Annotated in this window: 25 protein-coding genes; 10 read left to right on the top strand and 15 right to left on the bottom strand. The window is 62.7% G+C overall.

Features of this window, described 5'->3' with window-relative positions; translation table 11 throughout:
- The first annotated feature begins 59 nt into the window (after positions 1-59).
- Entirely contained in the window at positions 60-2,156 is a 2,097-nt protein-coding gene (locus tag ACSQ3L_RS12290) for a hypothetical protein (protein ID WP_436160185.1), read from the top strand.
- A gap of 83 nt (positions 2,157-2,239) precedes the next feature.
- Here ACSQ3L_RS12290 and ACSQ3L_RS12285 read toward each other — a convergent pair whose 3' ends face one another.
- Both ACSQ3L_RS12285 and mntR read right to left on the bottom strand, forming a co-directional pair.
- Positions 2,240-2,428 carry a hypothetical protein gene (locus ACSQ3L_RS12285; protein WP_436160184.1) on the bottom strand — a complete coding sequence of 63 codons (189 nt, stop codon included), beginning with the start codon at positions 2,426-2,428 and terminating at the stop codon, positions 2,240-2,242.
- Positions 2,429-2,524: 96 nt separating this feature from the next.
- Positions 2,525-2,974: a manganese-binding transcriptional regulator MntR gene (gene mntR / locus ACSQ3L_RS12280; RefSeq protein ID WP_436160183.1), complete on the bottom strand. Its 450-nt coding sequence runs from the start codon at positions 2,972-2,974 to the stop codon at positions 2,525-2,527.
- 231 nt (positions 2,975-3,205) lie between these two features.
- Here mntR and ACSQ3L_RS12275 point away from each other — a divergent pair, with 231 nt between their 5' ends.
- The 3 genes from ACSQ3L_RS12275 to ACSQ3L_RS12265 all read left to right on the top strand — a co-directional run bounded on the left by ACSQ3L_RS12275 (position 3,206) and on the right by ACSQ3L_RS12265 (position 6,256).
- On the top strand, positions 3,206-4,570 hold the full coding sequence (locus ACSQ3L_RS12275; RefSeq protein WP_436160182.1) for an Nramp family divalent metal transporter: 1,365 nt from the start codon (positions 3,206-3,208) through the stop codon (positions 4,568-4,570).
- An 85-nt stretch (positions 4,571-4,655) separates the two neighbouring features.
- The gene (locus ACSQ3L_RS12270; RefSeq protein WP_436160181.1) at positions 4,656-5,498 is read left to right on the top strand and encodes a protein-L-isoaspartate O-methyltransferase family protein; all 843 of its coding nucleotides are present in this window, start codon (positions 4,656-4,658) and stop codon (positions 5,496-5,498) included.
- Between the two features lie 107 nt (positions 5,499-5,605).
- Positions 5,606-6,256, top strand: coding sequence for a dihydrofolate reductase family protein (locus ACSQ3L_RS12265; protein WP_436160180.1), 651 nt, complete (start codon positions 5,606-5,608; stop codon positions 6,254-6,256).
- Positions 6,257-6,497: 241 nt separating this feature from the next.
- Here ACSQ3L_RS12265 and ACSQ3L_RS12260 read toward each other — a convergent pair whose 3' ends face one another.
- The gene (locus ACSQ3L_RS12260) at positions 6,498-7,367 is read right to left on the bottom strand and encodes a LysR family transcriptional regulator (RefSeq protein WP_436163417.1); all 870 of its coding nucleotides are present in this window, start codon (positions 7,365-7,367) and stop codon (positions 6,498-6,500) included.
- A 94-nt stretch (positions 7,368-7,461) separates the two neighbouring features.
- On the opposite strand from ACSQ3L_RS12260, the gene ACSQ3L_RS12255 reads away from it, so the two are divergent.
- Entirely contained in the window at positions 7,462-8,061 is a 600-nt protein-coding gene (locus ACSQ3L_RS12255; protein WP_436160179.1) for a LysE family translocator, read from the top strand.
- A 196-nt stretch (positions 8,062-8,257) separates the two neighbouring features.
- On the opposite strand, the gene ACSQ3L_RS12250 is transcribed toward ACSQ3L_RS12255, so the two are convergent.
- On the bottom strand, positions 8,258-9,052 hold the full coding sequence (locus ACSQ3L_RS12250) for an SDR family NAD(P)-dependent oxidoreductase (RefSeq protein ID WP_436160178.1): 795 nt from the start codon (positions 9,050-9,052) through the stop codon (positions 8,258-8,260).
- 216 nt (positions 9,053-9,268) lie between these two features.
- Between ACSQ3L_RS12250 and ACSQ3L_RS12245 the strand changes: the two genes are divergently transcribed.
- Positions 9,269-9,724 carry a MarR family winged helix-turn-helix transcriptional regulator gene (locus ACSQ3L_RS12245; protein WP_436160177.1) on the top strand — a complete coding sequence of 152 codons (456 nt, stop codon included), beginning with the start codon at positions 9,269-9,271 and terminating at the stop codon, positions 9,722-9,724.
- Positions 9,725-9,749: 25 nt separating this feature from the next.
- Here the strand turns inward: ACSQ3L_RS12245 and ACSQ3L_RS12240 are convergent, their stop codons facing one another.
- Positions 9,750-10,928, bottom strand: a complete 1,179-nt coding sequence (locus ACSQ3L_RS12240) for an MFS transporter (protein WP_436160176.1) — start codon at positions 10,926-10,928, stop codon at positions 9,750-9,752.
- Between the two features lie 207 nt (positions 10,929-11,135).
- Between ACSQ3L_RS12240 and ACSQ3L_RS12235 the strand changes: the two genes are divergently transcribed.
- From ACSQ3L_RS12235 to carB, 4 genes are all read left to right on the top strand, one after another.
- A complete protein-coding gene (locus ACSQ3L_RS12235; protein WP_436160175.1) occupies positions 11,136-11,492 on the top strand; it encodes an ArsR/SmtB family transcription factor in 357 nt (118 codons plus the stop codon).
- A gap of 240 nt (positions 11,493-11,732) precedes the next feature.
- Positions 11,733-12,497: a metallophosphoesterase family protein gene (locus ACSQ3L_RS12230; protein ID WP_436160174.1), complete on the top strand. Its 765-nt coding sequence runs from the start codon at positions 11,733-11,735 to the stop codon at positions 12,495-12,497.
- Between the two features lie 180 nt (positions 12,498-12,677).
- A complete protein-coding gene (locus ACSQ3L_RS12225) occupies positions 12,678-13,559 on the top strand; it encodes an SH3 domain-containing protein (RefSeq protein WP_436160173.1) in 882 nt (293 codons plus the stop codon).
- Between the two features lie 371 nt (positions 13,560-13,930).
- Entirely contained in the window at positions 13,931-17,434 is a 3,504-nt protein-coding gene (gene carB / locus ACSQ3L_RS12220) for a carbamoyl-phosphate synthase large subunit (RefSeq protein WP_436160172.1), read from the top strand.
- 23 nt (positions 17,435-17,457) lie between these two features.
- Here carB and ACSQ3L_RS12215 read toward each other — a convergent pair whose 3' ends face one another.
- The 10 genes from ACSQ3L_RS12215 to ACSQ3L_RS12170 form a co-directional block, all read right to left on the bottom strand.
- On the bottom strand, positions 17,458-17,916 hold the full coding sequence (locus tag ACSQ3L_RS12215) for a hypothetical protein (protein ID WP_436160171.1): 459 nt from the start codon (positions 17,914-17,916) through the stop codon (positions 17,458-17,460).
- The gene (locus tag ACSQ3L_RS12210; RefSeq protein WP_436160170.1) at positions 17,913-18,758 is read right to left on the bottom strand and encodes a ParA family protein; all 846 of its coding nucleotides are present in this window, start codon (positions 18,756-18,758) and stop codon (positions 17,913-17,915) included. Before ACSQ3L_RS12210 ends, ACSQ3L_RS12215 begins: the two co-directional genes overlap by 4 nt.
- Positions 18,759-18,841: 83 nt before the next feature.
- The gene (locus tag ACSQ3L_RS12205) at positions 18,842-19,546 is read right to left on the bottom strand and encodes a hypothetical protein (RefSeq protein WP_436160169.1); all 705 of its coding nucleotides are present in this window, start codon (positions 19,544-19,546) and stop codon (positions 18,842-18,844) included.
- A gap of 399 nt (positions 19,547-19,945) precedes the next feature.
- Entirely contained in the window at positions 19,946-20,338 is a 393-nt protein-coding gene (locus ACSQ3L_RS12200; RefSeq protein ID WP_436160168.1) for a RidA family protein, read from the bottom strand.
- 240 nt (positions 20,339-20,578) lie between these two features.
- Positions 20,579-20,971, bottom strand: coding sequence for a RidA family protein (locus ACSQ3L_RS12195; protein WP_436160167.1), 393 nt, complete (start codon positions 20,969-20,971; stop codon positions 20,579-20,581).
- 160 nt (positions 20,972-21,131) lie between these two features.
- Positions 21,132-21,659, bottom strand: coding sequence for a hypothetical protein (locus ACSQ3L_RS12190; protein WP_436160166.1), 528 nt, complete (start codon positions 21,657-21,659; stop codon positions 21,132-21,134).
- 86 nt (positions 21,660-21,745) lie between these two features.
- Positions 21,746-22,240: a cupin domain-containing protein gene (locus tag ACSQ3L_RS12185; RefSeq protein WP_436160165.1), complete on the bottom strand. Its 495-nt coding sequence runs from the start codon at positions 22,238-22,240 to the stop codon at positions 21,746-21,748.
- 352 nt (positions 22,241-22,592) lie between these two features.
- Positions 22,593-23,336 (bottom strand): DUF899 family protein, encoded by a 744-nt coding sequence (locus ACSQ3L_RS12180; protein ID WP_436160164.1) that lies wholly within the window; start codon positions 23,334-23,336, stop codon positions 22,593-22,595.
- 132 nt (positions 23,337-23,468) lie between these two features.
- Positions 23,469-23,894: a lysozyme inhibitor LprI family protein gene (locus ACSQ3L_RS12175; protein ID WP_436160163.1), complete on the bottom strand. Its 426-nt coding sequence runs from the start codon at positions 23,892-23,894 to the stop codon at positions 23,469-23,471.
- A gap of 286 nt (positions 23,895-24,180) precedes the next feature.
- The gene (locus tag ACSQ3L_RS12170) at positions 24,181-25,005 is read right to left on the bottom strand and encodes a carbohydrate ABC transporter permease (protein WP_436160162.1); all 825 of its coding nucleotides are present in this window, start codon (positions 25,003-25,005) and stop codon (positions 24,181-24,183) included.

The following is a 25,005-nucleotide window of genomic DNA, read 5'->3' as shown; positions in this document are numbered from 1 at the left end:
CGCGGCGCACGGCTGGATGTTGCAATGGTCCCCATGGCCGAGACTATGGAAGACCGTTAGTGTCCAGTTCTCTGGAAAGCGAGGGGCGCTTGCGGACGATCGGCCGAATGCTGTGTGTGCTGGCATTGAGCTGCCTGGGCTTGCGGGCCGCCGGCGCCGTCACGCTCGATTCCAGTGTCGCCGTCACCGATCCCGCCACCTTGCTGGCGCTGGAGCGCGGCGGCCTGTCGATCAGCCGCCTGCTGGGTCCAGCGCTCGGCCTCACCCGCGAGGTCGACAATCGCGGCCTGTTTTCGGTGCCGGCTTTGGCCACGGTGCGCGACACGGTTAAACAGCAGATCGCCGACGAGCCGAGGACCAGTCCGGATCCCTATGTCGCTGATATGGCGAAGTCAAAGGACACCAGCCAGAAATTCAATCCGAAATACATCGACGATGACGGCTCGACGCTCGACCTGACGGGCGTCGTCAACCGCATGGATCGCGGCTATCTCGGCCACACCGAATGCGGCGAGATCCGGCTGATCTACCGCTTCCACTATTCGGTGGCGGAAAAGCCGGCTCAGGGAAAGGCGGGCCAGCGCATTTCCTCGCGCCTGCCGCTGACCATGAGCCTGGTGTTCAACGCCAAGCCCAGGCAGGCGCAGGCCCGCGCCTCGAAGGATTTGCCTGATACCACCGATGTGTCCTGCGCCGATGTTGCCCAGCGCTGGCTGGCTGCCGGGAAACAGGACCTGCCACCCGAACAGTTAGCAGCCTGGCTTCGCTCCGACGAAGGGCCGTTGTCCGGCGCCATGCTGAACGCTTCGCAGATCATGCGGCTCGAACTCAACATGCAGGTGCTGCGCCTGTCGGCCTCGACGCGGCGCGATTTCGGCGGTCATGCCGAATACCTCCTGAAAATCTTCAAATGGGATCCGGCCAGTTCGAGCTTCTATGAAGCGAAGATGGAGAACCAGATCGACCGAGCAACCGTGCTGGCCGACAAACCGGCCTTCGCCAAATGGCTGCTCACCGACCGCAACATCTACGATCTCGACCATGGACGGCTGGTCATCGACGAAAAGTTCCTGGCCAAGAGCGCCGTCTCCGTCGCACCGGGCGGGCTCAGCCGGTCGCAGAACAACATCGCCTACGGGCTGGTCAACGATGCCGACATCGACAAGGCGCTGAAGGACTATGTCGCCAAAGGCAACACGCTCGCCACCATCAAGTCGGTGGCCGGCTTCGACTTGCGGCTCAACGAGATGAGCTGCACCGGCTGCCACCAGACGCATGGCATTGCCGGTTTCCACTACACCGGCGCCGATCCGGCCAGCGAGCCGCGCCGCAACGCCGTCTTCGTGCCGGGTTCGGCCGTGTTCTTCGCCGACCTGCCGCGCCGCCGCGCCATCGTCGAGCAATTCGCCGCCGGCGGCCACCCGGACTTTACGCGCGGCTTCGCCGCCCGACCGGACGCCAAATATGCCGAGGCGTTGAAAGGCACCGACCTCTACAATGGCTGGGGCTCGATCTGCTATCGCGGCGAGGATGCAAGTTTCAAGGAGTGGAGCTGCGGCACCGGCCTGCGCTGCGCCGGCGTCCATCAAAGCGCCATCCATCCGGGCTTTGGCACCTGCGTGAGCGAGGCCGGCACGACGGTCGGCGACCCCGTCGAGTTCGGCGAGATCAAAATGTCGAACTGGGGCAGCGACCAGTATTGCCGCCTTTCGCCAACCACCGCCAAGGCTTGCGCCATCGACCCGGCAAGGGACAAGAAGCCGCCCGTCAAGCTCGCCGGCTATGGCGCCGCGCGCCAGCGCTATGACAATCCACAGCAGAAGACCGGCGGCTTTCCCGGCGGCATGCTGCGCAAGGCAAGCTGCGACAAGCTACCCGACGAGGCGACATGCGGGCGTCTCGCCAAGACCGGCTTCAACGACTGCATCGCCTCGGGCAAGGACCACAAATTCTGCACCAGGGAGTTCACCAAGACCGCCGGCCTGCGCGCCTGCGACAAGACGCATCCCTGCCGCGAGGACTATATCTGCACCGCCGGCTACGACGATCTGGCGCAAGCGAAAGCCGGCAAGGGCACCTGCATTCCGCCCTATTTCATCTTCCAGTTCCGCGTCGACGGCCACCCGCGCAGCTGGGTTCAGGATGTCCGCGAGTGAGAGAACGGTTTGTTGAAAGCGCCGCCACCACGTCTCGGCAAACGGCATTTGCCCAAAGCAACTGACGTCAGCCTGGGAGACGTCTAATCTTTCTGCTTGGCGCCGGCGCTCTTGCCGTCGGAACTTTTCGAACGTTCCTCGAAACGGGCCTCACCCTTTTTCAGGGGATGGCCGGTTTCGGCCTCGGTCTTGCGCTCATCCCTCGCCGCCGCCTGCTTCAATCCCTTGGCCGCCTGCTTGCCCTTTGCGGTCGGTGCCTGTTCAACGCCCATCGCTTCCTCCCTTGCCGCGCGACTTGCGCGGGTGTCAGAAGCAACGTGCCTGGCGTGCTAGGGTTCCAGGAGGCTGGGGAAATCCGGGCGGGAAGCTCAGCGCGCCGTCATCGCCTTGCGGAACGCTTCCAGCGTTTCGGCGCTGACATGGTGCTCGATGCCCTCGGCATCGATGCGCGCTGTCTCCGCACTGACGCCGAGCGAGCGCAAAAAGGCTTCCACCGTCTGGTGGCGGATGCGGCTTTCCTGCGCGACCTTGCGGCCAGCATCGGTCAGGAACACGCCGCGATAGGGCTTCCTCGACACCAGGCCGTCGGCGCACAGCCTGGTCAGCATCTTGGCCACCGTCGGCTGGGCGACGCCAAGCCTTGCTGCGATGTCGACCTGGCGCGCCTCGTTGCCGTCCTCGATCAGATCGGCGATCAACTCGACATAATCCTCGACCAGCGCGCTGCGGCGCGCTTCGCGCGTCTGCCGGAAGCCCTCCGAATGGACGTTGGCGTCAGGCAGCGGCTCGCGCGGGACTGGTCTGTTCTTCAGCGCCAATACGCGCTCCTCCCGAGGCTATTACCGTCCATGCTTTCATAGCACGGGCGCTGATTCTTCAGGCCGTTTATTTGCATTCAGCCGCAGGCGCAACCGGCGTTTCCGATTGCGCCTTTCGCACGCGGACCACCGCCCGACAAAAAGCACCGACAATGAAATATAGCATATTGCATAATGTTGAGCCATGGCATAGCTTAAGACAACATCGCCCAGTTTTGCGGAAAGCCCCTCATGTCCGAAGCCGAAGCCACAGCCCTCCGTTCCTCATGGCGGTTCGCCAAGCCCGACGAGGACGAACAGCCCAGCCTGCGCGAAGTCAATTCCTCCATCGCCGTGCCGAGTTCGGGCGTCTGGTTCCGTCGCCTGTTCGCCTTCATAGGCCCCGGCTACATGGTCTCGGTCGGCTATATGGATCCCGGCAACTGGGCGACCGACCTCGCCGGCGGCGCGCAGTTCGGCTACACGCTGTTGTTCATCATCATGCTGTCCAACCTGATGGCGATCCTGCTGCAGGCGCTGGCAGCCCGGCTCGGCATCGCCACCGGCCGCGACCTCGCCCAGGCCTGCCGCGCCTATTATCCGCGTCCGGTCAATTTCCTTTTGTGGATCGCCTGCGAGCTGGCCATCATCGCTTGTGACCTGGCCGAGGTCATCGGCACCGCGATTGCCCTGCAGCTGTTGTTCGGCATTCCGCTGATCGGCGGCGCCATGCTGACCGCACTCGACGCCTTCCTCGTGCTGCTCCTGATGAACAAGGGCTTCCGCTATCTCGAAGCCTTCGTCATCGCGCTTTTGATCGTCATCTTCAGCTGCTTTGCCATCCAGATCTTCGTCGCCGCCCCACCGGCCGGCTCGATCCTGCATGCCATGTTCGTGCCGTCGTCGGATATCGTCACCAATCCGGCGATGCTCTACATCGCCATCGGCATCATCGGCGCCACCGTCATGCCGCACAATCTCTATCTGCACTCCTCGATCGTGCAGACCCGCGCCTACGAACGCACCGACAAGGGCAAGCGCGACGCCATCAAATGGGCGACGACGGACTCGACCATCGCCCTGATGCTGGCGCTGTTCGTCAACGCCTCGATCCTCATCGTATCGGCGGTGGCCTTCCACAACACCGGCCACCAGGATGTCGCCGAGATCGGCCAGGCCTTCGAGCTATTGTCGCCGCTTCTGGGCTTGAGCATCGCCTCGATCCTGTTTGCGGTAGCGCTGCTGGCTTCCGGCCTGAACTCGACGGTGACGGCGACGCTGGCCGGCCAGATCGTCATGGAAGGCTTCCTGCGCCTGCGCATCCCCAACTGGGCACGACGCCTGCTGACGCGCGGCCTCGCCATCATCCCGGTGGTGGTCGTCACCGCGCTCTATGGTGAAAAGGGCACTGGTCAACTGCTGGTGTTCAGCCAGGTGATCCTGTCGATGCAGCTGCCCTTCGCGGTCGTGCCGCTGGTGCAGTTCGTCTCCGACAAGAAGAAGATGGGCAACCTCGCCATTCCGCGCGGCGTCGCAGCCCTTGCCTGGGTGGTCGCCGCGATCATCCTGGGGCTCAACTTCAAGCTGCTCTACGACACCATGTTCGGGGTCGGCTGAGCTCCGCCTCGCCGGGAAATCAGCTACCCTCTGCGGAGGGTAGTCTCGCGACAAGACGGTCATCCGCGCTATGTTCTCCGGCACCATGACCCGGATCGAAGACATCAGGAACTTTTACGCGCGGCTGCTGGCCGCCAATGCCGGCTCGCCCGATCCACGCCTGGAGGCGGTTTTCGCCGAGGTGCCGCGCGAAGCGTTTCTCGGTCCCGGACCGTGGACGGTCATCGCCGGCAACGGCAAGGTCACGACACCGAGCGCCGATCCGGCGCACATCTACCAGAACGTGCTGGTGACGCTCGACGACGACAAGGGCATCAACAATGGCGAGCCCTTTCTGCATGCCATGTGGATCGGAAAGCTTGCGCCTAAACCTGGTGAGGCCGTCACTCATATCGGCGCCGGTACCGGCTACTACACCGCCGTGCTGGCCAGGCTGGTTTCACCAGGCGGCACCGTCACCGCTTTCGAACTCGACGAAAAGCTGGCCGGTCTGGCGCGGAAAAATCTCGAAGCCTTTGGCAATGCAACGGTCGTCCATGGCGATGCCGTAACGACGCCCCTGCCGCCGTCCGACATCATCTACGTCAATGCCGGCGTCGTGGCGCCGCCGGCCGGATGGCTGAAGGCGCTGCGGCCAGGCGGCCGTATGATCTTCCCATGGCGCCCGGCCGAGCGCGTCCCGCTGGCGGTGATGGTGATCCGCACCGAAAAAGGCTTCGCCTGCGATCCGTTCATGCGATCGTGGTTCATTCCCTGTGTCGGCGCCTCGCTCGCGGACCCAGCGGCGAAGATCCCGACGCGCGAGCAGGCCGCGCGCAGCCGCTCGATCTGGCTGGCGCAGGACAGGGCGCCGGACGACACCGCCACCGCTATATCAGGCGATATCTGGTTCTCGTCGGAAAATCTCCACACCGGGCCTCGCAAATGACGGTGGTTTGCCCAAATTTCCTATGTCCTGTCGGACCGGTGGCTCGTCGCCCGTCCTTGGGCTGAAGTCCGGCCACGACGGCGTGGATCGAAAAACGGGAGATTGGAATGAGAAAGATCATTGCTGCGACATTCGTCAGCCTCGATGGCGTCATGCAGGCGCCCGGCGGTCCAGAAGAGGACCCGGTCGGCGGCTTCAAGTTCGGCGGCTGGACCTTCCATTATTTTGACGAGGTGGCGGGCGTGGCAATGGATGAACTGTTCTCCAAACCCTTCGACCTGCTGCTTGGCCGCAGAACCTACGACATCTTCGCCGCGTACTGGCCGTATCAGAAAGATCCGATCGCGGACGCCTTCAACCCTGCGACCAAATATGTGGCGACGCATCGGCCTGACACCCTCACCTGGCAGAACACGCAAGCGCTTGGACCGGATATCGTCGCGGCGTTGCACCGCCTCAAGCAAGAGGATGGACCTGACCTGCTCATCCAGGGCTCTGGCAATCTGATCCAGACCCTGCTCGCCAACGGGCTGATCGACGAGATCCGGTTGATGATCTTCCCGCTGTTGCTGGGCAAGGGCAAACGGCTGTTCGGCGATGGTGCGATGCCAGCCGCCTTCAAGCTTATCAAGTCGCAGACAACCAGCACCGGCGTCATCATGGCGACCTACGAACGATCAGGAGAGATCAAGGTTGGCTCGTTTGTCACGGGGGAGCCGTCCGACGCCGAGCTCGAAAGACGCAAGAACTGGAAGTAGCAGGACGGCCTTGGCACCTTTCCTCTCCCTCCGGAGGGGGGAGAGGTGGCGCTGCGAAGCAGCGACGGAGTGGGGGAAGCCATTTCACCAAACTCACCTCCACAAGACAGGCAGAACCAGGCGGGCAAGACTCAGGCAGCGGTAATCAGGCGGAAAAAGATCGACCCCCACTCCGTCGAGCTTCGCTCGACACCTCTCCCCCGATCGACGGGGGAGAGGAACCCAAGTTCTGAGAAGTCCCTCAAGCCGCCACCGGCCGCCGCGCCAGCCCATCGCGGATATGCCGCGCGAATTCCTGCGCCGCAGGCCCTGCTCCATGCCTGGGCAGATGCAGGTTGATGGCAAAGTTCGGCAGCGGCGGCAGGCCGGACTCCGATGGCAATATGTCGAGATCCACGGGCACCGTCGAGGCCAGCCAGGTGGTGACGGCGAGATCGGAACGCACCGTCGCCATCGTCGCGTCGATGTTGCCGTTTTCGAACACGGTACGCCATTCCAGCCCATGTTCGCTGAGCGCCGCCAGCACGGCCGGACGGAAGGCGCAGGTATCAGCGACGATCGAGACCGGCAGCGGGCGCTTGGCGCGGGCAACGCCGCCCTTGGCGCCGACCCAGACCAGCCGGTCGACGACAAGGCATTCGCCCGCCGACGGGCCGACGCGTTCCTCGATCACCGCAAGGTCGATGGTCCCGGCCGCAAGCGCGGCAGTGAGCTCCGGCGAAGAGGCGCAGACCAGCGATATCTCGACCTGCGGATAGGTCTCGGCATAGGTCTTCAGCACCGGCGCCAGCAAGGTGCCGACAAGGTCGTAGGGCACGCCGAGCCGCACCTGGCCGGCCACCGGTGTCTCAGCCATCTCGGCCCAGATTTCGTCATTCAAGGCCAGCAGCCGTTTGCCCTTACCGAACAGCCGCTCGCCAGCGCGCGTCAGCCGCAAGCCGCGCCGGTCGCGCTCGAACAGGCTGGAGCCAAGCACCTCTTCCAGCCGCTTGATCTGCTGGCTGACAGCGCCTTGCGTCAGGTGCAGCGCATTCGCGGCCGCCGTCATGCTGGCCTTGTCGGCGACGGTCACGAAGGTGCGGATCAGCGCCATGTCGAGATTTCGGATCATCACCGGCATTATAGATGCTAATGGCGAGCATCACAAACATTGCATTTACTGATATCAATCGAAGTCTACCATGGAGCCTCCCAAAGGACGCCCCATGCTCGAGCCCATCATCCCGCTCATCCTGTTTGCCATCGTTGCCACCACCACGCCCGGCATCGCCACGACACTCTCGACCGCCTCCGGCGCGCAGTTCGGCTTTCGCCGTTCCCTGCCCTTGCTGGTCGGCAGTGCTGCCGGCCTTGCCACGGTGACGGGCGCCGCCGCCGCCGGACTTGCCGGCCTGCTGCTCGCCGTGCCCTCGCTGCAGCTGGCGATGAAGGTCATCGGCTCGCTCTATCTCGTCTGGCTGGCGTTCAAGATCGGCCGCAGCGGGCCGCCTAATCTGGGTGTGAGCATGGCCAAACCGAACAGCTTTCTCGGCGGTGCCGGCATTCAATGGATGAACCCGAAGGGCTGGGCGATGGGGTTGGGCGCGGCGGCCTCGTTTGCGGCATTGGCCAGCGGACCGATGCAACTCGCGCTGCTACTCGGCGCCACCTTCGGCCTCGCCGCCGCTGCCTCGCTGTCGCTGTGGTGCGTGGCCGGCATGCTTATGGCCCGGCTGCTCAAGACCGAGTGGCAATGGCGCGCGCTCAACATCATGCTGGCGCTGGTTTTGGCCGCCTCGATCATCCCGATGTGGCGGTCGGCGTGAAGTACCCAAGTCCCGAAAGTCAGCGCCAATACCCCCACCCGGACCTTCGGTCCGACCTCCCCACAAGGGGGAGGTGGGAGCGCGCCCTTTGCACGCATCAACGATGGCTCGGCCTCACCCTCCCCCTTGTGGGGAGGGTCGCTGCGAAGCAGCGGGGTGGGGGTGCTGGTTTGCGAAGCAAACCAGCTTTCTTCACTCAAGCCGCGTAGCGGGCCGCTGGCTTGTCGGCGTGCAGGCTGCCGTAGAAGGCCTGCCGGGCGCCGAGGAAAATGTCCAGCTTGGCCGCGTCGGTAAGCGCCGGCACGGTGACGGCTTCACCCCTGGCAAGACCGACAAGGGCTGCATCGACCATATCGTCGGCCGTCATGATGATTTCCTTCGGAAGCTGGTCGATGTCGCTGCCGGCAAGCTCCCAGAAATCGGTGCGGGTCGCACCGGGCAGCACGACTTGCACCTTCACCCCGGTGCCCGCGACCTCGCGGTGCAGGGCCTCGGTGAAGTTGACGACATAGGCCTTGGTGCCGCTGTAGATGCCGCCGAACGAGGTCTCATAGGCGAGCACCGAGGCGATGTTGACGACCGCACCTCGGTTGCGCGCCAGAAACCCCGGCAGCACGGCACGGGTCAGCCGCGTCAGGGCGATGACATTGACCTTGATCATGCGTTCGGCAGCGTCCGCATCGGCGGTTGCCACCACGGACTGGCCGCCAAGGCCGGCATTGTTGACCAGCAGCGTCACGCTGTCGTCGGCTGTTACAGCCTGCTCGACGCGGCGGACGTCATTGTCGTCGGCAAGATCGGCGCTGATCACGCTGACCTTATGGCCGTAGGCGTGACGCAGCTTCCCGGCCAGTTCCTCGAGCCGGTCGGCGCGCCGCGCCACCAGCACCAGATCATAGCCCTGCCCTGCCAACCGGTCGGCATAGACCGCGCCGATGCCCGACGAAGCACCGGTGACGACCGCGGTGCCCTTGTTGCTCTGTCCACTCATTGTCATGTTCCTTTTTCGACTGATTTGGTTCGCTTCGACCTGGCCACCGGCACGGCGCGCCTCTGCCTCGCCTTGTCGGAAAGTCGCCGGATTTGAATTAGTGGCATATACCACTAATTGTGAAGTAGGCATATGCCACTATCTTGTCAATGAGGAGGATGGGGATTATTTGAGAGGCAGCGACCGGGCATCATTCGCCGGCGCCAAGGACCCATCATGTCAAAGGACACCCTGCCCGGCCTCACGCTCTGCAACAACGCCGCGCTGCGCCGCGCGGCGCGCAAGCTTGGCCAGTTCTATGATGATGTGCTGGCTCCTTCGGGCCTGAAGGCAACGCAGCAGGGCCTGCTCTACCAGATCCATATCGGCGACGAGCCGGCGATGGGCGCCATCGCCGCGTCGCTGATCATGGACCTGTCGGCGCTCGGTCATACGCTGAAGCCACTGATCCGCGACGGCTATGTCGAGACCTTCGCCGACCCGGACGACCGCCGCATCAAGCGCGTAAGGCTGACGCCGCAAGGCTTGGTGAAGCTCAACGAAGCGATGAAGCTTTGGCACATCGCCCAGCAGCGTTTGGAGGATGTCGTCGGCAAGGAACAGGCGGAAAGCCTGCGCGCGGCGCTGGATGAGATCGCCGCGCTGGATTTTGAACTGCCGCCGGCCAACTGAGCCGGCCGACGGATTTACGAAGGTTCTACTCGGCAGGCATCTCTACAGGCCGAGCCGCCCAACGGCCGGCAACCATGATGCCAAGCCCGATGATCGGGAAGATCGCGGCGACCAGGCCGAGATCGGCCGGCGCGCCGTAGCGCAGCACGGCACCACCGACCACCGCGCCCAGCGCCACGCCGAGATAGAGCGCCGAGGCGTTGAGCGACAGCACGATCGGGGCGGCATCGGGCGCCAGCTTGATGATGCGGCTGGCCTGCGCCGGCGGGAAGGCCCAGCCGACGATGCCCCACGGCACCATCATCGCCATCAGCGCCGGCCCGGCAATATGGTGCGGCAGGAAGGTCGGGATGACCGACAGCAAGACCAGCATTCCGGCACTCAGCGCCAGCGACCAGCCGACGGTGCGGGTCGCGCCGAACCGGTCGGCGGCCTGGCCGCCACCAATGTTGCCGATGACGGCGCCGACGCCGAAGGCGAGCAGCATGCCGGGCAGCGCGATCTGGCTGAGACCGCCGCCCTCGATGGCGAGCGGCGCGACATAGGCAAAGACGGTGAAGGCACCGATCAGCGCCAGCACTGTCGTCAAAAGGATCGGCATCACGCCGGGACGCAGCGCGGCCGCCAGCCTGCGCTTCAAGGGCAGCCTGGTGCCGACGATGCCCTGCGGCAGCCGGTACCACAGGATCGCGCCCGCAAGCGCGCCAAGGCCGGCGATGGCAAAAAAGGTGCCGCGCCAGCCGGCAACGGTGGCAACGAGCGCGCCCAATGGCGCGCCGAGGGCAACGGCCACCGTGGTGCCGCCGACGACGACGGCGATGGCACGCGCCCGGTGATGATCATCGACCAGCGCCACCGCCGTGCCCTGCGCGGTCGCCGCGAACAGGCCCGACGACAGCGCCATGACGATGCGCGCGATCAACAGCAACTCGAAGGAGGAACTCAAGGCGGCGGCGATGTTGCCGAGCACGAAGAATACCAGCGTCCACAGGATGACGCGGCGCCGGTCCCATTCGCCGGTCAGCGTCGCTAGGATCGGCGTGCCGACCGCATAGGCAAGCGCGAAGGCGGTGATCAGCGTGCCGGCCAGCGGAATGGAGATGCCGGCGTCCCGCGCGATGTCGGGCAGAAGGCTGGAGATGACGAAGCCTTCGGTCGAGATCGTGAACGATCCGAGCGCAAGCCAGTAGAGGCGCTTGTCCATGGAGCGATGTCCTTAGTTCAAGAGTTGTTGAACAATTGGACATAACAGGGCATCATGTCAATGAAGCCAGCGGAAAATAATTGAACCCTCCTGACAGCCCTGTGTCAGCACGGTCGGTCGCATGGCCGCGAAACGGAGAAACGGTGTGTACGGATACGGTAGGACAGATGCGTTGAAATCGGCCCCGACTGTGCTTAGTTTCGAGCCATGACCTTGCCACACCCCAATACGGACCAGATCAGTCTGCCGATCGTGCTCGGCGTGCTCGGCGACCCGACGCGGCTGGCCATCGTGCGCTATCTCGCCAGCAAGCAAGGCGTGCCGCTGAACTGCAGCCAGTTCCTCAACTTCGGCTCGAAGACCAATCTGAGTTACCACCTGGCCAAACTACGCGAGGCCGGCGTCACCCGCGCCGAAGTGGCCGGCACCAACCGCATGATCTCGCTGCGCCGCGCCGACCTCGACGCCCGCTTCCCCGGCCTGCTCGACAGCATCATCGCCGCCGCCGGCGACGATCCCGTACTGCCGGCGGTCGGCGGCCACGATATCGAAGTGCACGCCTGAGCCTTGAAGAACTTGGGTTCCTCGCCCCCGCATCGCGGGGGAGAGGTGGCCGCGAAGCGGTCGGAGAGGGGGCTTCGTAGGGCGAATGCCTCTAGGAACCTGATCGCCGTCGCGCTAAGCCCCTCTCCGTCTCGGCTTCGCCGAGCCACCTCTCCCCCACTTCCGTGGGGGCGAGGAACCCAGATCCTGCAAGGTTCGCCCTTGCCGACAGTCATTCATCAGTCCACAGGAGCCTCCCCTATGCGCATCGCCGTTCTCGCCGATATCCATGGCAATGTGCTGGCGCTCGACGCCGTGCTTGACGATCTGCGCCTGCGCGGCGGCGCCGACCTGACCGTCAATCTCGGCGACAGCGTTTCCGGCCCACTGTGGCCACGCGAAACGATGGAACGGCTGGAGGCGCTCAACCTGCCGACGGTGCGCGGCAATCACGACCGCCGTGTCGCCGCGGATCCTGCCGACGAGACCATGTGGGCTTCCGATGTCTACGCGCAGGAGCGGCTGACAGAGCCGCAACTTGAGGCGCTCTTCGCCCAACCTCTCACCTTGGAGATCGCGCCTGGCGTGGCCGCCTTCCACGCCCGCCCCGACCATGACGAGAAATATCTGCTCGATACGATCGTCAATGGCCAGCTGGTGCGCGCGCCGTTGGCGGCGATCCGGCGCCGGCTGAAGGCGCTCGACCCCGCCTGCCGCATCGCGCTCTGCGGCCACAGCCACCGGACTGAATTGATCCGCATCCCCGATGGCCCCGTCATCTTCAACCCGGGCAGCATCGGCTGCCCCGCCTACGACGATTCGACCCCGCCGGCGCATGTCTCCGAGCAGGGCTCGCCGCATGCGCGCTACGGCATCGTCACCTTGGGCAGCAACGGCCAGCCCGATCGCTTCGAGGCCATCGCCGTCGACTACGACCATGAGGCAGCCGCCAGGCAGGCCGAACAGGCGGGGCGACCGGAATGGTCCCATGCGCTCAAGACTGGGTATATGCCCATGCCCGGCTGAACGCTCTTGCGTTCCATGCCGCTCAGCTGAGTTGGCTCACGGCCTGGCGGAATGGGTTGACACAGGTGAAACGGCGATCGAATTTTCGGGCTTACATGGCGGCGCGTCGTCCCTTATAAAACCGGCCGGGCTTGCGGCGGGCTCGATCCGCCGCGGCAGGTTTCAGCGCACGGCCAAACGATGAGGCGCACAGTTTCGCTCCGAACAACCCTGCATGCGCTGATTGCCGCTCCGCTGCTGATGGCGGCATGGCCAGTCATTGCCCCTACTAAGGCTGAAGAGGCGCCGGATCTCGTCATCTCCATCGTGACCGGCCTGGCGCCGGATGATCTTCTCAAGATCCGCAGCACCGCATCTCCAGTCGCCAAGGTCGAGGCGCAGCTGACCAGCGGCGACAGGGTCACCAATCTCGGCTGCAACGACATCAACGGCTACAAATGGTGCAAGGTCGAGAGCACGGGCAAGGAGAAGCTGAGCGGCTGGGCGCCGGCGCGCTACCTCATCCCTCTCAATCCGGCTCCCTATGTCGAAGGCGAGACAAGACCGGCCGATGCGCCGGTGGTTGCCTCCACGGGTGCTGGCGATGAGGCCGAGCAGGCATCGGCGCCTGATCAATCGCAGACCACCGGCTCAGCCAACAGCGCGGTGGCCGCCGGTGTCGCACCGCCCGACCTGACGGCGCGGCTCGGCGGCACCGATCCGGCAACCGAAAGCGAGCCGAAATCGGCCACCGAAATCGGCCGCGCCGCCATTCAGGATGCCTATCGCCTGGCACTGGCGGCGCCAGACGCCTCGCCGGATCCCGAAATTCCTTGCGCCCGCTATGTCGGCCAGCCGATGGAGCGCTGCAAGGTCAGCGTGGTGCACACCGCCGACAAGGCGAACATCACCGTGACATGGCCCGACGGCGGCACGCGCATCATCTCCTTCCGTGCCGGCCAGCCGGCTGGCTCCGACGCGCCCAGCGACTTCCGCTTCACTCGGGAGGGCAGCCTCAACATGATCCGCATCGGCGAGGCCGAGCGGTTTGAGATCACGGATCAGCTGGCGCTGGGGGACTAGCCGGGCTCTTTTGACGCCAGCGGGACAGCGCCCCCCTCTGTCCTGCCGGACATCTCCCCCTCAAGTGGGGAGATTGGCAGCTTCAACTTCACAGCTTTTTCTCGAACGTTGAAAATTGGCGAAAACGGTCACGACATCCAATCTCCCCCCTTGAGGGGGAGATGCCCGGCAGGGCAGAGGGGGGCGCCAAGGGATGAGGCGCTTGTGCTCGGTTGGGGGCAGCCCCTACCAACCCTCATTTTCGGGGTTACATCCCGCAAAACTCTTCCCTATAAGGCCCTCCTAGCCTGATACTAGAATCGCGAGCACAACCGGCCGGGTCTTCCCGTCCCGGTTTTTTGTGCAAGCCGCCCGCCGAACGGACCTTTGACATGCCAAGACGCACCGACATCAAGTCGATCCTGATCATCGGGGCCGGCCCCATCGTCATCGGCCAGGCCTGCGAGTTCGACTATTCCGGCACCCAGGCCTGCAAGGCGCTGAAGGAGGAAGGTTTTCGCGTCATCCTGGTCAATTCCAACCCGGCCACCATCATGACCGACCCGGAACTGGCCGACGCCACCTATATCGAGCCGATCACGCCCGAAGTGGTGGCCAAGATCATCGCCAAGGAGCGGCCCGACGCGCTGCTGCCGACCATGGGCGGCCAGACGGCGCTCAACACCGCTTTGTCGCTGCGCCGCATGGGCGTGCTCGAGCGTTACAATGTCGAGATGATCGGCGCCGACGCCACGGCCATCGACAAGGCCGAGGACCGCGCGCTGTTTCGCGAGGCGATGAAGAAGATCGGCCTGGAAACGCCGAAGTCGATGCTGGCCAACGCCACCGACGTCAAGAACACCGACCGCAAGACGCATGAGGCCGAGCGCGCGGCCCTCAAGGCCGAGAAGCCGGCCGATCTCGACGCCGCCCTCGATGCACTGGAAACCCGCTGGAACCTCGGCGAGGGCGACCGCAAGCAGCGCTACATCAGCCATGGCATGGCGATCGCCGCCCAGGCGCTCGACCATGTCGGCCTGCCGGCCATCATCCGCCCGTCCTTCACCATGGGCGGCACCGGCGGCGGCATCGCCTACAACCGCGCCGAATTCTACGAGATCGTCCAGTCCGGCCTCGACGCCTCCCCGACCACCGAAGTGCTGATCGAGGAGAGCGTGCTCGGCTGGAAGGAGTATGAGATGGAGGTCGTCCGCGACAAGGCGGACAATTGCATCATCGTCTGCTCGATCGAGAACATCGACCCGATGGGCGTGCACACGGGCGACTCGATCACCGTCGCCCCTGCCCTGACGCTGACCGACAAAGAATACCAGATGATGCGCAACGCCTCGATCGCGGTGCTGCGCGAGATCGGCGTCGAGACCGGCGGCTCCAACGTGCAGTTCGCCGTCAACCCGGCCGACGGCCGCCTGGTGGTGATCGAGATGAACCCGCGCGTCTCGCGCTCGTCGGCTCTGGCCTCCAAGGCGACCGGTTTCCCCATAGCCAAGATCGCGGCAAAACTCGCCGTCGGCTACACGCTGGACGAGCTGGAGAACGACATCACCGGCGGCGCGACGCCCGCCTCGTTCGAACCGAGCATCGACTACGTCGTCACAAAGATCCCGCGCTTTGCCTTCGAAAAATTCCCCGGCGCCGAGCCGGTGCTGACCACCGCCATGAAGTCGGTCGGCGAAGTCATGGCCATCGGCCGCACCTTCCAGGAATCGCTGCAGAAAGCCCTGCGCGGACTGGAGACCGGCCTGACCGGCCTCGACGAGATCGAGATCCCCGGCATTGGCCACGGTGCCATGCCGGCCAACCATGCCGACGACCGCAACGCCATCCGCGCCGCCCTCGGCACGCCGACGCCGGACCGGCTGCGCATGGTGGCGCAGGCGATCCGCATGGGCACTTCGCTGGAAGACGTGCACGCCATGTGCAAGATCGATCCGTGGTTCCTCGAACAGATCGCCGGCATCCTGGCCATGGAAGCCCGCATCCGCGAGCACGGCATTCCCGAAGATGCCGTCAATTTGCGCATGCTGAAGGCGATGGGTTTCTCCGACGCCCGCCTGGCGTCGCTGACCAAAACCGACATCGAAATGGTCCAGAAGGCGCGCGAAAAGCTCGACGTCCATCCGGTCTACAAGCGCATCGACACCTGCGCGGCCGAGTTCGCCTCGCCCACCGCCTACATGTACTCGACCTATGAAGTGCCGTTCGCGGGCAGCCTCGCCAACGAGGCGCAGGTCTCGTCGCGCAAAAAAGTCGTGATCCTCGGCGGCGGCCCCAACCGCATCGGCCAAGGCATCGAGTTCGACTATTGCTGCTGCCACGCCGCCTTCGCGCTGCGTGATGCCGGCTATGAAGCGATCATGATCAACTGCAACCCCGAGACAGTGTCGACCGACTACGACACCTCCGACCGTCTCTATTTCGAGCCGCTGACGGCCGAGGACGTGCTGGAGATCCTGCGCGCCGAGCAGGCCTCGGGCGAGCTGGTCGGCGTCATCGTCCAGTTCGGCGGCCAGACGCCGCTGAAGCTGGCCGATGCGCTGGAAAAGGCCGGCATCCCGATCCTCGGCACCTCGCCCGACATGATCGATCTCGCCGAAGACCGCGACCGCTTCCAGAAGCTGCTGCACAAGCTCAACCTCAGCCAGCCGAAGAACGGCATCGCCTATTCGGTCGAGCAGGCCCGCCTGGTTGCCGGCGAGCTCGGCTTCCCGCTGGTGGTGCGCCCGTCCTATGTGCTCGGCGGCCGCGCCATGCAGATCATCCATGACGAGGGCATGCTGCAATCCTATCTGCTTGACACCGTGCCCGGCCTGGTGCCGGAGGACATCAAGCAGAAATACCCCAACGACAAGACCGGCCAGATCAACACGCTGCTGGGCAAGAACCCGCTGCTGTTCGACACCTATCTCTCCGGCGCCATCGAGGTCGATGTCGATTGTCTCTGCGACGGCAAGTCGACCTTCGTCTCCGGCATATTGGAGCACATCGAGGAGGCCGGCATCCATTCGGGCGACAGCGCCTGCTCGCTGCCGGTGCACTCGCTGCTGTCCGAGCTGGTCGACGAACTGGAGCGCCAGACGGCGGCCCTTGCCCGTGCGCTCAATGTCGGCGGCCTGATGAACGTGCAGTACGCGATCAAGGACGGCACGGTCTACGTGCTGGAGGTCAACCCGCGCGCGTCGCGCACCGTGCCTTTCGTCGCCAAGACCATCGGGCGTCCCATCGCGAAAATTGCCGCCCGCATCATGGCCGGCGAGAGACTGGAAGACGCCTTCGCCCATTACGGCGCCATGCCCGACCCCAGGAACCCCGGCCACATTGCGGTCAAGGAAGCCGTCTTCCCCTTCGCCCGCTTCCCCGGCGTCGACATATTGCTCGGCCCGGAAATGCGCTCGACCGGCGAGGTCATGGGCCTCGACCGCGACTTCGCGCTGGCCTTCGCCAAGAGCCAGCTCGGCGCCGGCGTCGACCTGCCGCGCTCCGGCACGCTGTTCGTCTCGGTGCGCGACGAGGACAAGAAAGGCATCTTGCCGGCGGTCAAGCGCCTCGCCGGCCTCGGCTTCAAGGTGCTGGCCACCTCGGGCACGGCCCGCTTCCTCGCCGAAAACGGTGTCGTCGCCGAGAAAATAAACAAGGTGCTGGAAGGCCGCCCCCACATCGAAGACGCCATCCGCAACCGCCAGGTGCAGATCGTCTTCAACACCACGGATGGCCAGAAGGCGGTGTCGGACTCCAAGTCACTGCGCCGCGCCACGCTGATGCAGAAGGTGCCGTATTACACGACGCTGTCGGGTGCTGCCGCGGTGGCGGAGGCGATTGCGGCGCTGAAGGCGGGGAGTTTGGAGGTTAGGCCGCTGCAGGAGTATTTTGCGTGAGGAGCAGGCACTCTCTGCAGCAATTAATCTTCACGAATAATAAAATTAGCCAATTTCAAATAGCTGCTGTCTGCTGATCTCTCGGACAAATTGGCAATGAACTCCTCAATCTGACTTTCGTCAAAATGAGATAATTTCTGAGAAATTGCCCTAACTATACCCTCTCTCTCCTTAATATCTTGGCCAACCTCTAACATACTGGCTATCAAATTGAGTCGTGCCATTGACATCTTCTTCTTGTCATTGAGACGACTCAGAAATTGACTTCGCATCGCCCTCGGGCTCTGCGGCACCATTCGCCTGCTTGGCTGGATGGGCTGTAGTCGCTGATCAAATTTCGACAAAATTCTCAAAATGGAATCAAAATCAGCACCTAAGTGCTGCTGCCCTGCCATTCGGCCCACCGCTTTAAGCTCATCATCTGAATAGCGGGATCGCAAAATGAGCAGCTCAAGGAAGAGTTCTCGCTCTCTTTTCGTCACAATCCGACTCGTCCCATGAATTCGGCCCCCAACTTATCAAAAGCGTCCTTTACCCACCAGCGGGCATAATCCGTCAAGAAAATGGGCTCGCCGGTACGCGCACCCTTCGGATATGAATCCGAGTGCCTAAGCTCGTTGGAAAATACGTACCACCCTTGTTGTGTTGAAATCGTGTTGACGTCGTTTCGTCCTGCGTTGTGCTCAGGCTTAACATGCTGTGGATCGGAATCCGTGAATGTGATTCCAGCAATCTCAAGTTGGTGTTGCCCGAAGGAACTATGAAAATCCTGTAGAGAGCGGACAAGCAGCGGGAGGCCTATCGCCGCCAAGAACTCTGGCTTCACTGGGATTAGTACGTATTTACTTGATCTATATGCGGAAAGGGTAAGTATAGACTCCGTAGGAGCACAATCAATAAGGACCAAATCATAGGCGCCAGCATTCTCAGATATGAACTTTGCAAGCAGATGGTCTTTAGAGGTCGGGTTCTTCAATGTCCACGCCAACTCAAGACGCGATGGAATAAGGTCTATCCTGCTCTGATCCTGCCAAGCTTTGACATTCACAATAACATCACTTGCCTTTAATGCGGTAGGGGCGCCGCTCTGAAAAGCCGGGGTAAACTGCTCCAAAATGTTGACAACGGTACCTCTATTTGCCTTAATATAATCCAAGTACGACTTAGCACCCATCAAATATTGACTTGCGTTCGATTGCGGGTCAAGGTCTATTACAAGAACTTTCTTATTCTTCTTGTAACTGGCATACCAAGATAAATTGAACGCAAGCGTCGTCTTACCTACGCCACCCTTCATATTGATCAGAGACACGACTACCGTCACGATTCACCCCTCCCCAAAATTCACTTAGACACCACATATATATCTCATAAGAATAGCAGTATAGGCCCAGCTCTGGGGCTCAACTAATCCGAATTTCGCACAGCAGTCAGATGGATTTCCGCCGGCGCGTATCCGTCGCTCGTGAGCTTAGAAACAACGGTGATATCGCCCCGAATGGTATCCTTGGTCCAAATATCGTGGGCTGTCACAGGCTCAACCAACTTCATTCTGAGCCGCGTTTCCGAGACACCCTTCGGGACTGCCGCCCAACCAGTACTGATCTTATCCTTATCCTGGGCGTGTATTTCAAGCGTCACGTCATTGTAACTGTCGTATCGTTCAAAATCCTCCCTGGCGCTGAATTCTTCGGCATACGGTATTTCTTTGACGACTTCTGGCTCCACACGCTCCCTATCAAATAAGATAGGAACGCCACCTTCGCGCTGGCTTGGAATAAAGAAGCCTTGCACCGCCTTTGCTAAGCGCTTTACGGTAGCGGGTTTGCCATACTTCGCATCAAGGAGCTTCTTTATTTCCTCTTTCGACTTGCCGGTGTTTTTGGCGAGCTGGTCGACAATGTTGTCCAGTTTCCGCCTAAGCGCTCCATCTTCCACAGCCTTCACCGCTGCGTCCTTCAAAAACGACGCGCCGTAAAACAGGATGATCATCGTTACGACCGTAACTAACGAGTCGTAGGAATCCGGTATATTGACCTTGAAAAGGTCTTCAAGCATCGGCGGTATCTCGGTTTTCAAATCGTCTTGAAAGGCGACGATCAGCGACACCATGAATAGCTCCCGAAGGGGGCTTTCTTGGGACAAAGAGCGAACATTTATCTGAATTCGCTCGATGTGAACACCATCGATTAGACTAGGAAGCAGGGAGACGGCGTCCTGAATCGCCGTGTCTGCGGCTTGCAATGCCGCTATTACGTCCGCCAAAGGTGTTGAACCCCTTGTGTCGTAAGTTATCTGTATTGGAAGATTAACTGCTGCCATCCTCGAAACAAAGCAGAAATTTATTTCTTTGGATAGTCACAACAATAATTTCCCATATTCGAGGTGGGCGAAGCGTTGGAACTCTTGCTACACAAGGCTATGAAATCGCGATCTCTCCCATCATCAAGGGAAAGATAGATGCTACGCAGCCTCCCCGCCAATCGCAGCGTTGAGACCGGCTCAGCCTTCTCAAGCCACCGCCACACACTCGATCTCGATATCGAACTCCATCGGCCAAGAAGCCACCGGGACAAAACTCCGCGCCGGCGGGTTGGTCGAAAAATACTTCGCATAGACCCGGTTAATCGCGTTGTAGAAGCCGGAATTAACGGCGTAGATGCGCACCATCACCACGTTGTCGAGCGAGGTGCCGGCCGCTTCCAGGCAATGTTTCAGCGCCTTCAGCGACGCCTCGGTCTGCACCTCGATATCGCCGCGCACCATCTCGCCAGTCACCATGTCCACCGGCGGCGTCGCCGAGATGAACACGAAGCCGTTAGCCCTGACCGCAGTCGAGCACGGCAGGCCGAGCGCCCGTACCTTGGCCGACATGATCGGCACTTCGATGACTTCTTTTTTCATGGTGATGCTCCCTGGTTTGGTCAGGCTGGCGCCAAGGCCCCCTCACCCAGCCTCCGCTTCGCTCGGCTGACCTCTCCCCCGGGGGAGAGGAGACGACAAGCGCCAGCGCTTCCCTCTTCTCCCCTCGGGGAGAAGGTGGCCGCGAAGCGGTCGGATGAGGGGGCCTTGGCGCCAACCTGCAATTGCCGGGAGCTTATCCCGGCATTGGCGGAACGCCAGCGCCGACGCATGGTCCAGAGATCAAGCCGTCGCCACGCACTCGATCTCGATATCGAACTCCATCGGCCAGGACGCCACCGGCACGAAGGTCCGCGAGGGCGGGTTTTCCGGGAAATGCCTGGCATAGACGCGGTTGATGGCGTTGTAGAAGCCGGAATTGACGGCGTAGATGCGCACCATCACCACATTGTCCAGCGAGGTGCCGGCCGCTTCCAAGCAATGTTTCAGCGCCTTCAGCGACGCCTCGGTCTGCACCTCGATGTCGCCCTTGACCAGCCTGCCGGTCGCAATATCGAGCGGCGGCGTGCCGGACACGAAGACCAGCCCCGCGGCCCTGGTCACCAGCGACAGCGGCACGCCGAGCGCGCGCACGGCCGCAGACAGCACCGGCACTTCGACGATTTCCTTGGCCATGACGATCCCTGTGGTTTTGAACCGACGCTAGCGCAAAAACCTCCTCAGCGCGATCTGCGGCCGAAAGTTGAATTTCCATTCGACCTTGCGAAGGAGCCTGCCGGCGCGACGCCCGGTTGTCTTGCCTCGCGCTGTTGATTTCGAGCCGCCGCCCGGCTGATCATTTGATCGGCTGCCTGCACGTCGATTCCCCGCTCGAACCGCGTCTGGCTGAACCGCGGAAGAGCGCCGCCCTGAGGCCTGGGAATTTCAACAGCGCAAACCCCAGGCCGAGCAAACCGATCACGCACCATGATCCGAAGACCATCAACTGGCTGCCGAAAGACCGCTTTGGTGCGTCCGCTTCAGAAATGCCCAAAAGCGGCAAAAGCTCCCGGACCTTATCCTGTTTCAGTTCCACGTAGCGTTGGGATGTCTTGAAGTAGCCGACCCATTCGCCCCCGCCGAACATGCCGAATTTATAGCCGAGATCGAAATGCTCGCCTTCTTCCGCAAAAGCCGGCGGCAGATCGTGAACGAAATGCACGTCTTCGATGCCGATGGAAACAGGATGCGCTTTTTCGGTCGACGATGAGTTGTGCACCCCAGGGATCGGAAGCACCCGAAACCGCATCTTTCGGGCCTCTGCGTCACTGGCAAAGAACAGTGAACAAAGTGCTGCCAGCGTGAATGCCATCACGAGCTTCATATCTTCCCCCGGATCAACAACCCAGAAACCGCATCTGTCGAATACACGGGAAAGTAGTATTTCTCGTTTTTGAAGAAACTAAAATTTTAGGGAACAACCGGCATACATCTTGCTGTCATCAGCGCAGATACCTCTTTCGTGCTGTCCTTGTGCAGGAAACGCCCGTCGGAGCTGGGGCTCATCATGTCGATGTCGGAGCAAGTGATGACGTCGTCTGGATTTCGCGAGCCGACCTCCAGGTAGAGTGCCGTCGTCGACGAGCGGTTGATCAGGTGATGGCCGTTGCCGCTGTTCTTGGCGAAGGTCGCGCAGTCGCCGGCCCTGAGCAGCGTCTCTCCGCCGTCCTCGACCAGCGTCAGTTCGCCTTCCAGCACGGTGACGAACTCATCCTCATGGCTGTGCCAGTGGCGCTGGCTGGACCAGCCGCCGGGCGGCAACGTCATCAAATTGACGCCGAAATCGGTGAGGCCGCCGGCATCGCCGAGACGTCGCCGCGTGCGGGTGGCGCAGGGAGCATCGAAAGGCGCGGGGTAGCCGGAGCCCTTGCGGACAGGCACGGCGGCGAGGTCGATCTTGGGCATGGGGGCCTCCCTTGGATGGATGCCGGCAGTCTACTTCACGGCTGGCACGGGCAAAGAGCCACCTTGCTGCACGCGGTTCGCCAAGGGGCTGACGGAGCAGTGAGCCACCCACCGTAGCGCTCTACGGCGCCCCCCTCTGTCCTGCCGGACATCTCCCCCTCAAGTGGGGAGATTGGCCGTCGTCACGGTTTTCGCCAACTTTCAACGTTGCAAGGAGAAAGCCGGCGCCAAAGCTGCCAATCTCCCCACTTGAGGGGGAGATGTCCGGCAGGACAGAGGGGGGCGCCGTAGAGCGCCGATTTTCGGATGAGAGTCGCTCCAGTTTTGGCGGCGCCTGGAAGGCAATCCTCGCTCAGTGGCAACACCCCTCCCCATACTGCAGCTGCTCGCTCCACTCCGACCGGCCTTCCGGCGTGAAATCCATCAAATTCCATAGGATCTCGCAGGTGCCGATGGCGCGCGGGTCCTGACCCGGCTCCGGCGGCGCGAAGCCAAGCTCGGATGACCAGAAATGCCGGATGCCGTCGGCGTCGCGGTGGAACACCGACAGCAGCGGGATCTGCGCGCCATCGGCATCCTCGGCATTGTAGTCGCGCTTGAAGCTGTTGCCGGTCGAAGACACCAGCCGCATGTTGCGCCAGCCCCGATCGCGACCGAGCGTGAGCAGGTTTTCGAGCGCGGTCTTGCCGACCACCGCGAAATTGAAGCCGGCGGCCTGGAGATGGCCGACCGCGCCATCGAACTGGTCGAGCAGTGCCGTGCAGGACGGACATGGCTGGTCCTGTCGGGCAAGCTTCGCCGTGCCGCCGCTGGTCGCCACATCGCGCTTCTCCTGCGGGTGACGCGGGAACATCATGTTGTAGAGGATCAGGCTGTCCTTGCCGGGCGCGAACAACTCCGACAGTTTTATCTTCGCCGGCCTGCCCTGGGCATCCAGTCCGTCGAACTCATAATCCTGGCGGATCAGCCCGCCCGGCGGCAGCGCGCGCCGCGCCTCGGCGACCTCCTCCATGGCGCGGCGCAGCTCGATTTCCTTGCGCAGCAATTTTTCGCGCGCGGTGCGGTATTTCGCGGATTCGTTGGGAAAGGTGATCATGATCGGCTCCTTGGGTCGTCGCGCCGGCGTCCCGGCATGGTTGCTCTGCGACCCAAGGACGTCTCGCGACGGCCGGTTCCGACATTTTTACGCCTGGCGCGGCGACGAGGGCCTTCCCGCGAGCGACGGACGCTACTGCGCCGTCGGCACCGGGCAGTTCACATCGCCGTCCTGGCAGTTGAGATAGCCCTGGAAATCCTTCAGCCGGTCGTCAGTGAGGCTTTCCTGGCAGCCCAGGACAACCATTGGATACATGGTGCCGGCCATCTCGCGCGGGCCGCCCTGGAATTTGCATTCGGCGTCGCGGAAGGCGACCCAGGCGCGCTGCGCATCGACCAGCAATTTCTTCGACGCCGCGTCGTCCTTGAACCGCTCCCCAATCTGCTTGTAGGCGTCGTTGAGCTTCTTGTCGGCCGCGTCGAACGACTTGCCGGCGCATTCGTTCATCGTGGTCTGGTCCTGCGCGTTGGCGCAATCGTCGGCAGCCCGCGCAACGCTGACAGAGAGCGGAACAGCAAGGGTCAGGGTGGCAAGGCTGGAGAGCAGAAGCCGCATCATGTTTCCTCCGGTTCTAGCAAGCCCCACGCAGGCGAAGCTTAGCAACCGGGCGAGCCCAGGCAAGATGCGACCTGGCGTCTTGGTGGACAGTTTCTTTCCACTGCTGGGCAGTCCTCGCGTCGGCCCGGCCCTGCCCTCCGCTATGGCTCCCCAGCCCTTCGGGCGTTCAAACCCTTTGAAACGTCCACTGGACGTTTCAATCCGCCCGAAGGGCAGACCGGGTTTTCACCGTTCGTCGCTTCAATCGACAAATCGTTGTCGATTGATCGGCTTAGCCGACCGCTCCTCACCCCTTCACCCCGCCGGCGGTGAGGCCGGAGACGATCTTGCGCTGGAAGATCAGCACCAGCACCACCAGCGGCACCGTGACGATCACCGAGGCTGCCATGATGTTGCCCCAGGGAATCTCGAACTGCGAATTGCCGGAGAGCAGCGCGATCGCCACCGGCACGGTCCGCTGCGCGTTGTTGGAGGTGAAGGTCAGCGCAAACAGGAACTCGTTCCAGGCGCCGATGAAGGCCAGCAACCCGGTGGTCGCCAGCGCCGGCCACATCAGCGGTAGGAACACCCGCGTGATGATGATCCACGGCGTCGCGCCATCGAGGATCGCCGCCTCCTCGACCTCGACCGGCAGGTCGCGGACGAAGGTGGTGAGCACCCAGACGGTGAACGGCAAGGTGAAGATCATGTAGGAGAAGATCAGCGCGAACAGCGAATTGTAGAGGCCGAACATGCGGATCAGTTCGAACAGCCCGGCCAGCACCGCCACCTGCGGGAACATCGACACCGACAGGATGGCGAACAGCAGGGCCGAGCGGCCGCGAAATCGAATGCGCGCCAGCGCATAGGCTGATGTGACGCCGAGCAACAGCGACAGCGCGACCACCGCGCCGGAGACGGAGAGCGAATTCGCGAGGTTGCGCACGAAGCTGCCCTCGGTCAGCACGTTTCTGTAATTGGCGAGACTGATCGTCGTCGGCCACAGGTCGGCCCGGAACAGGTCGGTCCCCGACTTCAGGCTGGTGACCACGGCGTAGTAGAACGGGAACACCGCGACGAAGACGATTCCCCCGACCAGCAGGTAAAAGGCCGTGCGCTTCAGCACCCACAT

It is taken from the genome of Mesorhizobium sp. LjRoot246, assembly GCF_964254115.1.
In the GTDB taxonomy this organism is placed as follows: Bacteria; Pseudomonadota; Alphaproteobacteria; order Rhizobiales; family Rhizobiaceae; genus Mesorhizobium.
Note: the sequence above shows the minus strand (reverse complement) of the source record. Positions and strands in the feature narration are given on the sequence as shown.

Bases quoted from the DNA above. Each gene is read 5' to 3' on its own strand.
- ACSQ3L_RS12260 (WP_436163417.1), bottom strand. From the start codon at position 7,367: ATGATCCGAAATCTCGACATGGCGCTGATCCGCACCTTCGTGACCGTC.
- carB (WP_436160172.1), top strand. From the start codon at position 13,931: ATGCCAAGACGCACCGACATCAAGTCGATCCTGATCATCGGGGCCGGC.
- ACSQ3L_RS12200 (WP_436160168.1), bottom strand. From the start codon at position 20,338: ATGAAAAAAGAAGTCATCGAAGTGCCGATCATGTCGGCCAAGGTACGG.
- ACSQ3L_RS12230 (WP_436160174.1), top strand. From the start codon at position 11,733: ATGCGCATCGCCGTTCTCGCCGATATCCATGGCAATGTGCTGGCGCTC.
- ACSQ3L_RS12205 (WP_436160169.1), bottom strand. From the start codon at position 19,546: ATGGTGTCGCTGATCGTCGCCTTTCAAGACGATTTGAAAACCGAGATA.
- ACSQ3L_RS12175 (WP_436160163.1), bottom strand. From the start codon at position 23,894: ATGATGCGGCTTCTGCTCTCCAGCCTTGCCACCCTGACCCTTGCTGTT.
- ACSQ3L_RS12195 (WP_436160167.1), bottom strand. From the start codon at position 20,971: ATGGCCAAGGAAATCGTCGAAGTGCCGGTGCTGTCTGCGGCCGTGCGC.
- ACSQ3L_RS12170 (WP_436160162.1), bottom strand. From the start codon at position 25,005: ATGTGGGTGCTGAAGCGCACGGCCTTTTACCTGCTGGTCGGGGGAATC.
- ACSQ3L_RS12240 (WP_436160176.1), bottom strand. From the start codon at position 10,928: ATGGACAAGCGCCTCTACTGGCTTGCGCTCGGATCGTTCACGATCTCG.
- ACSQ3L_RS12250 (WP_436160178.1), bottom strand. From the start codon at position 9,052: ATGAGTGGACAGAGCAACAAGGGCACCGCGGTCGTCACCGGTGCTTCG.
- ACSQ3L_RS12265 (WP_436160180.1), top strand. From the start codon at position 5,606: ATGAGAAAGATCATTGCTGCGACATTCGTCAGCCTCGATGGCGTCATG.
- ACSQ3L_RS12245 (WP_436160177.1), top strand. From the start codon at position 9,269: ATGTCAAAGGACACCCTGCCCGGCCTCACGCTCTGCAACAACGCCGCG.
- ACSQ3L_RS12270 (WP_436160181.1), top strand. From the start codon at position 4,656: ATGACCCGGATCGAAGACATCAGGAACTTTTACGCGCGGCTGCTGGCC.
- ACSQ3L_RS12275 (WP_436160182.1), top strand. From the start codon at position 3,206: ATGTCCGAAGCCGAAGCCACAGCCCTCCGTTCCTCATGGCGGTTCGCC.
- ACSQ3L_RS12235 (WP_436160175.1), top strand. From the start codon at position 11,136: ATGACCTTGCCACACCCCAATACGGACCAGATCAGTCTGCCGATCGTG.
- ACSQ3L_RS12185 (WP_436160165.1), bottom strand. From the start codon at position 22,240: ATGCCCAAGATCGACCTCGCCGCCGTGCCTGTCCGCAAGGGCTCCGGC.
- ACSQ3L_RS12225 (WP_436160173.1), top strand. From the start codon at position 12,678: ATGAGGCGCACAGTTTCGCTCCGAACAACCCTGCATGCGCTGATTGCC.
- ACSQ3L_RS12180 (WP_436160164.1), bottom strand. From the start codon at position 23,336: ATGATCACCTTTCCCAACGAATCCGCGAAATACCGCACCGCGCGCGAA.
- ACSQ3L_RS12190 (WP_436160166.1), bottom strand. From the start codon at position 21,659: ATGAAGCTCGTGATGGCATTCACGCTGGCAGCACTTTGTTCACTGTTC.
- ACSQ3L_RS12255 (WP_436160179.1), top strand. From the start codon at position 7,462: ATGCTCGAGCCCATCATCCCGCTCATCCTGTTTGCCATCGTTGCCACC.
- ACSQ3L_RS12285 (WP_436160184.1), bottom strand. From the start codon at position 2,428: ATGGGCGTTGAACAGGCACCGACCGCAAAGGGCAAGCAGGCGGCCAAG.